Below are 13007 nucleotides of genomic sequence, written 5' to 3'. Positions count from 1 at the left end.
TTGCGGACCTGAGCTGTTCTTTGACCTACCCGAGCGACTTTCTCTGGGACCTGAGCGATTCTTTGGCCTTCCCGAGCAGCTTTCCCGGGGACCTGAGCGATTCTTTGGCCTTCCCGAGCGATTTTCTTGCGGACCTGAGCTGTTCTTTGGCCTACCCGAGCGACTTTCTCTGGGACCTGAGCGATTCTTTGGCCTACCCGAGCAGTTTTCCCGGGGACCTGAGCGATTCTTTGGCCTACCCGAGCGACTTTCTCTGGGACCTGAGCGATTCTTTGACCTACCCGAGCAGTTTTCACGGGGACCTGAGCGATTCTTTGACCTTCCCGAGCGGCTTTCCCGGGGACCTGAGCGATTCTTTGGCCTTCACAAATGGTTTTTCTCAGAGATCATTCAATCTATTCCTACATATAAAAAACTAGGTTCACAATTTGTGAAACCTAGTATCTAATTCTATTATTTTTAAATAGCAGTTCAACCACTGTCATAAAGCAAAATCTTGATATAGCCGTCATTGGTGTAACGTTAAACCCTGTGTGTTACCAATTTAAGTGAGCCGCCTCCTGCTTTTTGCATTTCGGGAATAACATATTTCATGCCTATGATACAGCTATTTTGATTAAAGTCCTTAATTTTATTTCACTTAGCCATCTCCATGTTGACAATCGTTTTTAGAAACATTTGCATTGTTAACTAGTACAACTTTAAGATGGCGAGCCAAACAATTGGGGTGCAGTTCACTAGCTCTTCACAATCGTTCTTTGAGCCTTTTTGATAATTCTCTCTGTTGCCTTTGATGGAGAATCTTTTTGCCACTCGTCACAAAGGTTTCTAACCCAATCTGGTTGCGATTTACTAGCATCATTTAACCAATTACCAACTGAATCTTGCACATACTTGGACGAATCTGATTTTAATAAATTTAAAATAGGGAGCGCAATGTGTGGCTTTTCTTTTAAAATTTCAATATGCTTCGTCCATACCCCACGAGGACGAATTGATTCTAAGCTGAATCTTCGAATGTTTTCATCTTCGCTTTTCGCCCACTCAATTAGCAAATCTACACTATTCTCTATATTTACTGAAAGGTCCTCTCTAATTGACATCCAGGCAATTTCCCGAACACCAAAATGGCAATCTGCAGCAAAAGGCTTGATATACAACAATTTTTCTTCTAAAGAATAATCATTACTTTTATTCATAAAAGCTGCCCAACATCGTACACTATCCGATACATGATGAGAGCATTTTTTGATGATATTCTCTTTATTAGTAGCACTTTCATCTTTCAGGATTGTGTCTAATAAACTTCCAATTAACCGTATTGCCTTCATTCCTGTTTCTACTTTTTGTTGTTCCATTTCACTTAGAACAAATTCCAATTTTTCTTCTAGTCCTATGGATGGTAGAACATTCTTTAATAAAGTAGTATGGTGAACAGCTTGCCATTCTGTTAAGTTAACACTCTCTATTTTTCCTTCGTTCAGCAGCATTAAAACTTCATTAGGGATATCGCTAGCTTTTCTAGCGCCCTTTCTATTTAAAACATCTGCTAGTACTTTCATTCAATAACCTCCTGAAATTGCTGAATAGTACATCTTCAATTAAATAGATGTCCCTATTTTTTAGTTGAAACTGTACTCACTAGTTTTATCGTAATCTATCATCAAACATTAACTGTATCTGAATGCCGAACGGGTCCTCAATAATTCCATATGCTTTACTAAACACATTATTAGTTAAAGGTACAATGATTCGTACTTTTTCTTCTGTCGTCAAACTTTTGTAAAAGCGTAGAATTTCTTCTAAGTCTGCACTTTGAATACACAGAGAAGAATTATTTCCCACCACATATTTTTCTGAGACATCCATTGTTTCTTCCGCAAGCATTATCTTTGTTTTTCCGATTGTTAACACAGAGTGTGTAATTTTATTCCTATTTTCTTCAGTGAGCTTCAAGGAGCTATCTCGCTTTGCCATATCTTCATAGGTAACAACTAGCAATTGTTCTGCATTAAAATGTTTTTTGTAAAAATCAATTGCCTCTCTTGCTTTTCCGTTCATAGATAAAAAAATAGCTACTTCTAGTGTTGTACTCATGGTATCAATCTCCTTTTTTACAATCGTTTTAGGTGGATATCTTATTAATTGATATTTACCTTGAATTTATTCTACTATTGAAAGGTATCAAAACATGAAACCTTTATAAGGAGAATTCCATGAAGAAATCAGAAAGATTAAATGATATGATCAGATACTTAAATAATCTAGATTACTTTAACTTACAGGATCTTATGACTAAATATAATATTTCCAAGAGTACTGCTTTACGTGATATTAGTTCATTAGAACAATTAGGTATGCCCATTTTTTCGGAGCATGGCAGAAATGGGCGCTATGGTCTTTTAAAAAACAGATTATTATCCCCCATTATTTTTACTATTGATGAAGTGTACGCATTGTACTTTGCGATGCTAACGTTAGAATCTTATCAATCCACACCATTTCATTTAAGTGTTCATAAACTCAATGAGAAATTTGAAAACTGTCTATCTCAACATCAAATAATGCAAATTCAAAAAATGAAGAAGGTTCTGCAATTTGAAGCAACTCAACATAAGAATGTCAGTCGTGATTTAGATAAAATTTTAAAAAGTATTCTACATGAGTGTAGCTGCAAAATTCACTATTTGAAAAATAATCAACAAAAAAGTTTTCAAGTACAATTTTTCAAAATTTCTGCGAGATATGGTCAATGGTATGCTACTGGTATAGAGGTCCATTCAAATCAATATAGGGTGTTCAGATGTGATCGCATTACTTCGATTGAAGAAGAATTGACTTCTCATTTTTCAATGGATGAGCTTATTAACCTTTCATTAGAACTTTATCAATCTGAACATCATATTGACTTTGAAGTGGAAATTGCTGTACAAGGAGTGGATATTTTTTATAAAGAACATTATCCATCTATGACAATAGAAGTGGGAGATCAAACTTTCATAAAGGGCTTCTACAATCCTGGAGAAGAGGAATTTATTGCTAGCTATTTTATGAAATATGGTCATTTTGTTTTATCTGTGCAGCCAGAATCATTAAAGCAAATTATTCAGGCTAAGGTAGAGAAACTCCTTCATTATTATCAACAATTATAGAATCGTTCCATATCGATTGGAGCTTACTAATTTAAATGCCAAAACGCTGTTAAATCAACGCTTTGGCACCCATTTTCAAACACTCCTTCTTTTTTTAGCTATGTCTGTTCGCGGTAGTGTAGGTTTCTTTTTTAAATTTCTTTTAATGCACTTAGAAGATTAACCTTTGCTGCAAAATAAGATGGTATAATTGAAGCAATTAGAGATAGGAAAATTCCTGCAGTAATTGCCAAAACTACATTGCCCCACGGAATAATAAATGGCATATGCATTGCAGATGTGTTTGATATAGAGTTTAAAAATACTACAAATATGCCCAGTAAAACCCCAATTATTATTCCTGCAACACCTACAACTAAACCTTCCCCTATAATCATTGTTCTGACTTGTTTAGTGGTAAATCCAATCGCACGAATTGTACCAATTTCCCCGACTCTTTCCATTGTGTTCATCAGTAATGTATTACCTATACCTATACTGGAAAGGGCAATCACAATGATCAATAAAAATTGCATAACTTCATTCATTCCATCAAAAGAACTTTGAGAAGATTTAATTTGATCTTCTACTAATGTAACGGTAGAAATAGAGGTTGTAAAATCAGCGTTTAATTTTTCACGCAATGTATAAGGATTCCCTGAATCACTGATATTTATCATAATTGTATAAATTACATCCCAGTTAAAACCTTCTTTAAACTCATTTTCTGATATAAATCCAACATATCCTCCATCTTGAGAAGTATTAACTTTCCCTATTACCTGATATTCTCTTGTACCTGAAGGGGAATTAATAGTAATGGTATCATTCATTTTCCCACCCCATTCATCAAACGCTCGTTCACCTAATAGGATAGAGTTGGATGGAAGATTAATGCCGCCTGGGTCTTCGAAAAGTTGATATTCTTCCGTATTTTCAGATGGCAAGCTCATCACATAGAATTCTCTATATTCATCTCCAACTGTTTTCCAGGTTACCATTGTTTCTCTAAACCATTCAACACCCTCTACGTCAGCGTAACTACTTATCTTATTAATAATTTCTTCATTCACTGGTTCTTCAAACTGAACTTGAATATCTCCTCCAAAAGTTTGGCGAATCTCCTTTTCAAAGCCAGAAGGGATTGATTGTAAAGCTGAACCTAAAAAAATGACTACAGCAATACTTATTGCTAACATAGCTGATGTATTAGCGTTTCGATTTGTATTAATTTTTATGTTACTGACAGATAATTTCCCTGGATAGCTAAGTATTTTTTCTAACATTGGTGCAAGAATTTTTGCAAGGATCCTCATCACCAATGGATAGATGAATACCACCCCAAACAATAAGGAAATATACCCCAAATAACTGTCAACAAAGCTAAGTAATATGAGAATAATACCTAAAAAATACCTAAGAATTTCTACTCTAAAGCTAGGCGTTTTATTTGTATTTCGCATTGCATTTACGATAGGCGTTTTAAAAGCAATATACATAGGTATTCCAGAAATTACGATTGGAAATACAATGCCAATTAATCCTGATAAAATCGTTGCGCTTTTCCAATTTAAAGTGTAAACCATAGTATCTTGAAAGATTCCTAAAAGCATCCCTACAAACAAATCTGCGAATGTTACACCAATTGGTAATGCAATCGCAGTACCTAAAAGAGCAAGTAAAAAGACTTCCATCAAAACAAGTTTAAATACGTCAAAATTTGTGTATCCAAGACTCTTCATAACTGAAAATTCTTTTTTTCGTTCAATTACACTTGAATAAATCATATTAAATATGATGAAGCCGCTTATAAAAAGGGAGAGAATACATACTAGATAAAAGACAGAATATAGACCTTCTACGTCATTATTTCTTAAATCATCAATAACAACAGGCTGAACATATAATGATGTCCCTCGTAATAATTCCTGATAATTCGATAACCACTTTTCATTATCGCGATCTTTATGCTGTAATCGTATATAACTTATTTGATTATCCTGGTTAGTCCAGTCTTGAAGAGTACCTAAATCCATCATAACTCTAAAGGATTTACCTTTAGCGTCATTCCAATTAGTAGGACTAGCAAGCCATGATGTAAAGCCAACAATCCCGGTTACTTCTATTTCACCTAACCCTTTAAATGTTAAAGTATCTCCTATATCTTTACCCCATAGTTTAGCTGCATTCTCAGGTATAATTATACCATTACCTTTTAAGCTCCCCTTTATTAAAGGCAGCTTTAAAAGGTTACTTTCTATATCACTGACCCCGGTTATTCTAACTGAAGTTTCAGTCGGAGCTTTAGGTTGATCTATCTCCACCAATACTTGTTTATCAAGAACACTTAAGCTTTCTGATACGATATCCTGCTGCTTTATTTCTTTAACCTCATCCTCTGAGAAAGAATAATTTTTGCTTAATATCCAATAATCAGCATCCCCTGCATAAATTTCTTGATAATACCTAAATGTATCTTTAATCGTGTTATTAGCAACCAACATACTAGTTGTTAAGAGGATACCAAGTATTACTGCAATGAGTGTAAAGAAAAACCTTTTTTTATTTTTGGTTAAGTTACGCCAAGAAACTAGCCAAATATTCAGCATAGCCATGATCCTCCCTAGTTACTTCTGTTTCAATTATTCCATCTTTGAACAAAATAATTTTATCCGCATAACCAGCTGCGTAGATATCATGAGTTACCATAATAATAGACTGTTTTCTTTGTTTGTTGAATTTAGCTAATAAATCCAGTATTTCTTTCGCTCGTTGCCTATCTAGGTTTCCCGTTGGCTCATCAGCTAATAGTATTTTCGGCTCGTGGATCAAAGCTCTTGCTATAGATACCCTTTGCTGCTGCCCTCCGCTTAAAAGATTAGGGGCTTTCTTTTCAAAACCTTCTAAACCAACTTCTTTTATCATGTTCCTTATTTTCTCTTTCATGTTTTTGTCTTTTCTGCCATCTGCATAAAGTGGAAAACCGATATTTTCTTCTACAGTTAATGTAGGTAATAATTGATAATTTTGAAAAATGAATCCGATACTTTTTCTCCTTACGATAGTTCTTTGCTTTTCAGTTAATCCAGAAAAATCTTTTCCTTGTATTTTTACCTGTCCAGATGATGGTGTATCTAAACCACCTAATAGTTGTAATAGCGTACTTTTACCCGAACCACTAGGTCCCATGATTGCTATAAACTCACCTTCCTTTATAGTGAGATCAATGCCTTTTAGCACCTCTATCTTTAAATTTCCTTGTTCAAAAGATTTAAATAATTGATTTATTGAAATCATAATTGTATCTCTCCTTCGAGCTCAAATAATAAAAATATTCATTTTTTCAATTTCTGGATTAAAAAGCATGAGAAAGAACACCCGCAAGAACGATTAAAAACTAACAACAAATTTACAAATAAACCTCCTTACGCCAATTATATAAAATGACGTAAGGTCACTTTCAAGCCGTAAAAATTTTAAGTTAGTTGAAAGTGAACTTGCTTATCTTTTAATCTGTTACTATATTTTTTACTTTATTATCCATTTATATATCTAAAGTTAGACATAAAATTATTGTTCTAGCAGTTATACTCAATATTAATTTATAATTATTTTATATGTAGTTGTAATAGGAGAATGATATATGAAGATAGTAATTGCAGAAAAACCTGACCAAGCAGTAAAATTAGCTGCTCCATTTTCTTATACCAAAAAAACAGGTTATCTTGAGGTTAAGCCAAACATTTACTTTCCAAACGGTGCATTAATAACTTGGGCAATAGGACATTTATGTGAATTGAAAGCCCCTGAAGAATATAATTCAACGTGGAAAAAATGGACATTAGAAACATTACCAATTATTCCTGATCGATTCGAATATAAAGTTACGAAATCAAAATATAAGCAATTCAATGTAATCAAAGGTCTCGTAAAAAGACCTGATATACAAGAAATCATTATTGGTGGGGATGCGGGTCGTGAAGGTGAATTAATTATTCGGACAATTTTAAGAGTATGTGGTGTAAAAAAGCCGATGAAACGCTTATGGATATCGTCCTTAACTGAAAATGCTGTAAAAAAAGGCTTTTCAAACCTACTACCTGAAGAGAAAACTAGAGATATTTATTTCGAAGCATTAAGCCGTTCATGTGCAGATTGGTTAATTGGAATAAATACATCGAGATTATATACCGTCTTACTCAAAAAAAATGGTATAAAAGATGTTTTTTCAATAGGTCGGGTGCAAACACCTACACTTGCACTAATCGTTAAAAGAGAGCATGAAATTGCAAATTTTAAACCTGAACCCTTTTGGGAAGTTGAGGCAGACTTTAATTTTGAAGGCAAAATTTTAAAGGCAAAATGGCATAAAAATAATATTTCAAGAGTCCAAGAGGAAAGACAGGCTATTGCTATCGCTCATTTCTGTAACAATAAAAGTGTAGAAATTTCAAGTATAAAAAAAGAAACAAAGGAATATGCTCCACCCTTGTTGTTCAACCTATCTGCATTACAAGCAACAGCAAATAAGGCCTACAAATTTTCACCACAATACACGCTTGATATTCTGCAAAAACTGTATTTGAAGGGCTTAGTTTCATACCCAAGATCTGATTCACAATATTTGACGAATGAAGAAGCAAAAACACTACCAAATATATTAGAAAATTTGAGTAAAATTGATAAGTATAAAAACCTTCTTCCACCCCCAACAAATTCAATTATGAATAATAAAAGATACGTGAATGAAAAAAAAGTTACCGATCACCATGCGATTATTATTACAGAGCAGTTCCCTAATTTTTCTAAGCTTAATTCGGAAGAAGAAAAAATTTATGATTTAGTGGTTAGACAAGTCATTGCGGCTCATTATAACCATGCAGTTTTTTCTTATACAACGATTCATTCACTTGTAGATAAACGAGCGGAGTTTATTTCTAAGGGTAAAGTTCAAATTGAAGAAGGTTGGCGTAAAGTCATTTATCACTCTAAAGACAACTCATCTACAGACGAAGATGAATTGCTTCCCCTTCTTTCAGAAAATGAACTTGGGATAGTTGCTAATACTCAAGTAAAAAAAGGTGAAACACAGCCACCTAATAGATATTCTGAGGGTAATTTAATTACATTGATGAAAACAGCTGGCAAACATTTAGAAGATGACGAATTAGAAAAGATTTTATCTAAAACTGAAGGTTTAGGTACTGAGGCCACACGCGCAGGAATAATTGGTACCCTTAAGGATCGAAACTATATCGAAATTAAGAAAAACCAAGTCTTTGTAACAACTAAAGGTATGTTATTAATAGAGGCTTTAGGTGAAAGCATACTAACTTCTCCTTTAATGACAGCCAAATGGGAGCAACGACTTTCTGAAATAGGTGAAGGTAATGCTTCCCCTAAAGTATTTATGGAGCAAGTAAAAAAGCTAGCATACAAATTGATTACAGATGCCAATGAACGTGAAAAGGAATGGGCATTCGATCAAAATGAAGTGGATAAAATTACTGAAAATAATCCTTATAATAAAAAATATAAAAAAGTAAAAAAAGTTGTTGGAAAATGTATGCTCTGTGGTGGGTCCATACTAGATCATGGTACCTTTTACGGTTGCTCAAATTATAAAACTGTAAACTGTAAATTCACGGTTTCAAAAAAAATACTCAGTAAAACCATTTCACAAGCTAACTTGAAAAAGCTATTGGCTACTGGTGAAACGGACTTAATAAAAGGGTTTAAAAAAGGTGAAAAGACTTTTAATGCTCACCTAACTTGGGATATAAAAATGCATAAGATTAATTTTAAATTTCCTCAGTAACTACATTGTTTGAATTTTTTTATTAACATTATCTGTATTCCTTTTAATATTAATCAAAAAAGAACTCATTTTGAAAAAATTAATCAAAATGAGTTCTTTTTTTATCTGTAATGATTGGAGTTTAATAAAAGCGCCAATTAGTATTCAGCTTTTTTCACCATAAAGCACACAAGCATACATGGTTCATTGCTATTATTAACGCACCAATGTTCCTCACCAGCAGGAATTAGTGTTGCATCTCCTGCCTTTTCCACACTGTATTCACCATTACTGTATGTTTCTATTTCTCCACTGAAAATATAAGAATATTCATCTTCATCATGGCGGCTCATACCCACAGTAGGAACACGTTCGCCTGGTAGCAGAGAAATAACACTCATGCTCACTTCTTGAAAATTCCCCTGTTTTGTAAAAAATTTTTTCATTTCATACATTGGCATGCCAATGGGCTCGACTTGATTAATATTAATTTTTTCCATTTTATTTACCACCTATTCTTTTTGAAGTTTTGGATCTAGGAAGTCTCGTAGACCATCCCCTACAAAGTTAGCACCAATTGAAATTGAGAATATAGCTAACCCTGGGAAGGTTGATACCCACCAATTTTGAATAACCTTTGCCCCATCTGATACCATTGAACCCCACTCAGGTGTAGGCGGCTGTGTTCCTAGTCCAAGGAAGCTTAATCCTGAAAACATCAAGATTGCATTCCCTAGATCAAGTGTTGCCATAACCAGTAATGGACCAAAGCTATTCGGTAAAATTTCTAAAAATAGAACTCGAACATGTGAGGCACCCATCACACGAGAAGCGGTAACATACTCGCTTTCTTTTAAGGAGATAACCATTGAACGCATTAATCTTGCATAATTTGGCCACCATATAATGGCCATTGCAATTACAGAGTTTATGATACTTGGACCAAGTGCTGCTGCAATGACCATCGCTAAAATTAGTGGTGGAAATGCCATAATAAGCTCTGAGAAACGCATCATCACCTCGTCCACTTTCCCGCCTTTATATCCTGCTATTCCCCCATAGAAAATACCAAAAGAAAAGGCAATGATCACGGTAATAACACCAGCTGATAAAGAAATTCTAGAACCGTACATAACACGTGAGAATACATCACGCCCTAGCTCATCAGTACCAAAGAAATGTGAAAAGCTCGGTGGCTGGTATCGAATGGTTAAATCTTGTACAGTTGTACTATGTGTAGCGATTAATGGCGCAAAAATGACAACGATTATCCAAAATGCACAAATGAATAATCCCAGTTTAAAAAGAAATCCTTTTTGAGTGATAAAAGAGCTAAATTTTCTCATTATTTATACCTCACCCTCGGATCAATAATCCCATAAAGGATATCAATTAGTAGATTAATAACAACATAAATAAAAGCAATTAATAATGAAACACCGCATATAGCTGGGAAATCGAGTGAAACGGCAGATAGGTAGGCATATTGTCCAATTCCTGGCCATGCAAAAATATTCTCAACTAGCACCATTCCACCTAGTAAATTACAAAATCCTATTCCAGCAACTGTAATGACCGGTATCATTGCATTGGAAATCGCATGTTTAACGATAATCCCAGATTCCTTTAGACCCTTAGAACGAGCTGTACGTATGTAATCCATTGACAACACTTCAAGTAAATTAGATCTTGTTTGACGAGCAATTAATCCCATAGTAAAGAATCCTAACACCGTCCCTGGCAAAATCAAATGCATAGCTACATCACCGAATAATTGAAAATTCCCACTCATCATCGAATCTAGTAGAAGTAATCCTGTTCCCCCCTCAGGAGTTGCTGCCCGTGCATCAATTCGACCTGGTCCAGGCGTAATGCCTAAAACGGAAGAAAAAATATTAAGCATAATTAAAGCAAACCAAAAGCTTGGTACAGATACCCCACTAATTGAAACAGTACGAATGATATGGTCAATAGCCTTATTTCTGAAAATAGCTGAAATTGTCCCAAATAAAATACCTAATACTAAGGCTATCACCATCGCCACTATCGATAATTCCAATGTTGCTGGGAAGAACTGCATTAAATCTTCAAATACAGGTCTACCTGTTCGTATTGATGTACCCAAATCACCAGTCAATAAGTGTTGGAAGTACAGAAGTAATTGACTAAAAAGCGACTGATCTAGTCCCCACTTCTCTTTAAAAGCAGCAACAATTTCAGGATTATTCAATGCACTTTGGCTCAAATTCGCAGCGACCGGATCACTTGGCACTAAATGCGAAAGAATAAAAACGAAAAGTGCCACACCAAATAATAAGAAAAGCAGAAACAATAGACGCCTAGCAATAAATCTAAGCAATTCGGATCACACTCCCAACTAGAATACAACTTCCAGTAAATCATCTCAGGTAAGTAGCTACCGTATATAGTTTCCTACCTACGAGTAGCTGCTTATTTGTAAAAAATTATTTTGACAGCTTTAGTTCATTTAATCGTAATTTATAAAGGTCGTTATAAGTAACGCCCTCAAGGTTGGCACCTACAGCAAATGATTTAGGGTGCTGTACTAGGAATGCATATGGACTATTTTCAGCAATTATTTCCTGCATTTTCTCAGAAATTTCTGCACGTTTTGTCACATCAATTTCCACCTTCGCTTGTTCAGCTAAGTTTACTAACTCAGCATTAGCTGAAGCCTCCCAGTTCGCACGTTTTCCTACAATATCTCCTGGAATAAATGCTAATTGGTTGCTTAAATCATAGTAGTCAGGTGACCAATGCATTACTAGGAATGGCGTTTTTCCATTTCGATAGTCTTCGATAACAACCCCAACATCTCCAGTTTGAATTTCAACATTAATATTAATTTTTGCAAGATCTTCTTTTACTTTTTCAGCAATCGTTACCCATGAAAGTCCTTCTGAATCGTAATTAGCAGCTGTTAAAGGGACTGTAAAGCCCTTTTCATAGCCTGCCTGCTTCATCAAATCCTTTGCTTTATCTAAATCTTGATAATTATCTGGTCTAGATTTTGCACCAATAAAACCATCTTGCACAAATGACATTGGTAATAATGCACCATCACCCGCTAATAGCTGGAAGCCTTTATAGTCAAGTGCGTAACGAACAGCTTGCTGAACAAGTGGATTCGCCATTTCTTTGCCTATTTCAGTACTATTATTCATTAATAAGAATGAAATTGTTGAAGTTGGTGAAGATACAACCTTCGCATTTCCACCCTCTTTAATGCTTTTCACTTGGTCAGGTCCAACACTTAATGCTACGTCAATTTCACCTTTTTCAAGTGCTTTAATTTGTGTATTTGGATCTGGAATTTCTTTGATGATAACCTTACTCGCATTTACAGTACCCGTATAATTCGGATTCTTTTCAAGAACCATCTCTGTATTCGGAGTCCACTTCTTCAATACATAAGGACCACTGCCTGCTGATGCCCCATCAAGGTAAGCAGTTGCTGCATCCCCATCTGCTGCATCTGAACCACCTTGTTCCTTTACCACTTTGCTATCTACAACTGCAAAGGCATTACTTGTAAGTTTTGATAGGAATGATGCATCCTTTTCCTTTAGATTAACTACTACAGTCTTGTCATCTGGCGCTTCCACGCTGGCAACTCCCTCTGCAAGAGCAGAAGCATTGTCTTTTAAATTTATTGTACGATTAAAACTAAATACAACATCCTCTGAAGTTACAGCATTCCCGCTAGAAAATTTACGACCCTCGTCCAGCTTAAATGTATACACAAGTCCAGAATCATCTACTGTATATTCTTTTGCAAGTGCTGGCTTTGGAGTTAGATCTGACCCTTCCAACGTGTATAAATTCTCATATGTTGCATAGAAATAGAAATTCCCAAACACTTCATAAGCACGAGCAGGATCTAATGTTTTCCAGTCGGAAGCAACCCCAATAACAATTGTATCCGTGTTAGATGTGCCTCCAGATTCATTTGTTTTTCCTTCATCTTTACTACAGGCGAAAAGCGATAGAACTAATACCAATAGGATTGAAAGTAAAGAAATTTTTTTCATCATCTAAGTTCTCCTTTTATAAAAAAT

Annotated in this window: 11 protein-coding genes; 3 read left to right on the top strand and 8 right to left on the bottom strand. The window is 35.0% G+C overall.

The window, feature by feature from the left end; translation table 11 throughout:
• The coding region (locus AC2CGN_RS06855) for a hypothetical protein (protein WP_484512860.1) at positions 1–419 on the top strand (419 nt) is incomplete at its 5' end.
• A 318-nt stretch (positions 420–737) separates the two neighbouring features.
• On the opposite strand, the gene AC2CGN_RS06850 is transcribed toward AC2CGN_RS06855, so the two are convergent.
• Entirely contained in the window at positions 738–1562 is an 825-nt protein-coding gene (locus AC2CGN_RS06850; protein WP_484512859.1) for a DNA alkylation repair protein, read from the bottom strand.
• A gap of 85 nt (positions 1563–1647) precedes the next feature.
• On the bottom strand, positions 1648–2097 hold the full coding sequence (locus AC2CGN_RS06845; protein WP_484512857.1) for a VOC family protein: 450 nt from the start codon (positions 2095–2097) through the stop codon (positions 1648–1650).
• A gap of 119 nt (positions 2098–2216) precedes the next feature.
• Between AC2CGN_RS06845 and AC2CGN_RS06840 the strand changes: the two genes are divergently transcribed.
• A complete protein-coding gene (locus AC2CGN_RS06840) occupies positions 2217–3152 on the top strand; it encodes a helix-turn-helix transcriptional regulator (RefSeq protein ID WP_484512855.1) in 936 nt (311 codons plus the stop codon).
• A 131-nt stretch (positions 3153–3283) separates the two neighbouring features.
• Here AC2CGN_RS06840 and AC2CGN_RS06835 read toward each other — a convergent pair whose 3' ends face one another.
• Positions 3284–5740 (bottom strand): ABC transporter permease, encoded by a 2457-nt coding sequence (locus AC2CGN_RS06835; protein WP_484512853.1) that lies wholly within the window; start codon positions 5738–5740, stop codon positions 3284–3286.
• Positions 5709–6428: an ABC transporter ATP-binding protein gene (locus AC2CGN_RS06830; protein ID WP_484512851.1), complete on the bottom strand. Its 720-nt coding sequence runs from the start codon at positions 6426–6428 to the stop codon at positions 5709–5711. Before AC2CGN_RS06830 ends, AC2CGN_RS06835 begins: the two co-directional genes overlap by 32 nt.
• Before the next feature lie 346 nt (positions 6429–6774).
• On the opposite strand from AC2CGN_RS06830, the gene AC2CGN_RS06825 reads away from it, so the two are divergent.
• On the top strand, positions 6775–8949 hold the full coding sequence (locus AC2CGN_RS06825; RefSeq protein WP_484512849.1) for a DNA topoisomerase III: 2175 nt from the start codon (positions 6775–6777) through the stop codon (positions 8947–8949).
• Positions 8950–9086: 137 nt separating this feature from the next.
• On the opposite strand, the gene AC2CGN_RS06820 is transcribed toward AC2CGN_RS06825, so the two are convergent.
• From AC2CGN_RS06820 to AC2CGN_RS06805, 4 genes are all read right to left on the bottom strand, one after another.
• Positions 9087–9428 carry a cupin domain-containing protein gene (locus AC2CGN_RS06820; RefSeq protein WP_286926718.1) on the bottom strand — a complete coding sequence of 114 codons (342 nt, stop codon included), beginning with the start codon at positions 9426–9428 and terminating at the stop codon, positions 9087–9089.
• Between the two features lie 12 nt (positions 9429–9440).
• Complete coding sequence (locus AC2CGN_RS06815; protein WP_484512846.1) at positions 9441–10274, bottom strand: ABC transporter permease; 834 nt, start codon at positions 10272–10274, stop codon at positions 9441–9443.
• Entirely contained in the window at positions 10274–11287 is a 1014-nt protein-coding gene (locus tag AC2CGN_RS06810) for an ABC transporter permease (RefSeq protein ID WP_286926719.1), read from the bottom strand. Before AC2CGN_RS06810 ends, AC2CGN_RS06815 begins: the two co-directional genes overlap by 1 nt.
• Before the next feature lie 106 nt (positions 11288–11393).
• Positions 11394–12983 carry an ABC transporter substrate-binding protein gene (locus AC2CGN_RS06805; RefSeq protein WP_484512844.1) on the bottom strand — a complete coding sequence of 530 codons (1590 nt, stop codon included), beginning with the start codon at positions 12981–12983 and terminating at the stop codon, positions 11394–11396.
• Between the last annotated feature and the right edge of the window lie 24 nt (positions 12984–13007).

Source organism: Lysinibacillus sp. DFXJR4 (assembly GCF_057196045.1).
This window is presented reverse-complemented; position numbering and strand designations above follow the sequence as displayed.

Excerpts from the sequence above, each read along its gene's own strand:
- AC2CGN_RS06815 (WP_484512846.1), bottom strand. The coding sequence starts at position 10,274 with ATGAGAAAATTTAGCTCTTTTATCACTCAAAAAGGATTTCTTTTTAAA.
- AC2CGN_RS06850 (WP_484512859.1), bottom strand. The coding sequence starts at position 1,562 with ATGAAAGTACTAGCAGATGTTTTAAATAGAAAGGGCGCTAGAAAAGCT.
- AC2CGN_RS06825 (WP_484512849.1), top strand. The coding sequence starts at position 6,775 with ATGAAGATAGTAATTGCAGAAAAACCTGACCAAGCAGTAAAATTAGCT.
- AC2CGN_RS06805 (WP_484512844.1), bottom strand. The coding sequence starts at position 12,983 with ATGATGAAAAAAATTTCTTTACTTTCAATCCTATTGGTATTAGTTCTA.
- AC2CGN_RS06820 (WP_286926718.1), bottom strand. The coding sequence starts at position 9,428 with ATGGAAAAAATTAATATTAATCAAGTCGAGCCCATTGGCATGCCAATG.
- AC2CGN_RS06845 (WP_484512857.1), bottom strand. The coding sequence starts at position 2,097 with ATGAGTACAACACTAGAAGTAGCTATTTTTTTATCTATGAACGGAAAA.
- AC2CGN_RS06840 (WP_484512855.1), top strand. The coding sequence starts at position 2,217 with ATGAAGAAATCAGAAAGATTAAATGATATGATCAGATACTTAAATAAT.
- AC2CGN_RS06830 (WP_484512851.1), bottom strand. The coding sequence starts at position 6,428 with ATGATTTCAATAAATCAATTATTTAAATCTTTTGAACAAGGAAATTTA.
- AC2CGN_RS06835 (WP_484512853.1), bottom strand. The coding sequence starts at position 5,740 with ATGCTGAATATTTGGCTAGTTTCTTGGCGTAACTTAACCAAAAATAAA.